This window comes from Citrobacter cronae (assembly GCF_016893685.1).
GTDB classification, from domain to species: domain Bacteria; phylum Pseudomonadota; class Gammaproteobacteria; order Enterobacterales; family Enterobacteriaceae; genus Citrobacter; species Citrobacter werkmanii.
On record NZ_CP069763.1, the window covers coordinates 3,964,440 to 3,964,694 of the forward strand.

Annotated in this window: 1 protein-coding gene; it reads right to left on the reverse strand. The window is 50.2% G+C overall.

Annotation, left to right across the window (positions count from 1 at the left end; genetic code table 11):
• A partial coding sequence (locus JSN25_RS17140; RefSeq protein WP_204525739.1) for an HP1 family phage holin occupies positions 1 to 219 on the reverse strand: 219 nt, incomplete at its 3' end.
• Positions 220 to 255 lie beyond the last annotated feature (36 nt).

The window sequence follows — 255 nt, forward strand, 5'->3', positions numbered from 1 at the left end:
ATACCAGTTCACTGCACAGGTGATAACAGTGCATGCGATACCGACAATAATTGCCCAGTCGCTCAGGCTTAACCCTGCAATTCTGTCGGCCAACATCCAGGACACCTCTTTTGCTGTTTTAGCTGTTTCGGCATATGCCTTCGCTGATACACCGCAGCCGGCAAGCGTGGTTCCTGATCCATATGAAAGTCTGCTGTAAATGGTGCTCATTCTAGTCATAGCCTCACCTCCGATAGTTCGGATGGCGCTGTGTGT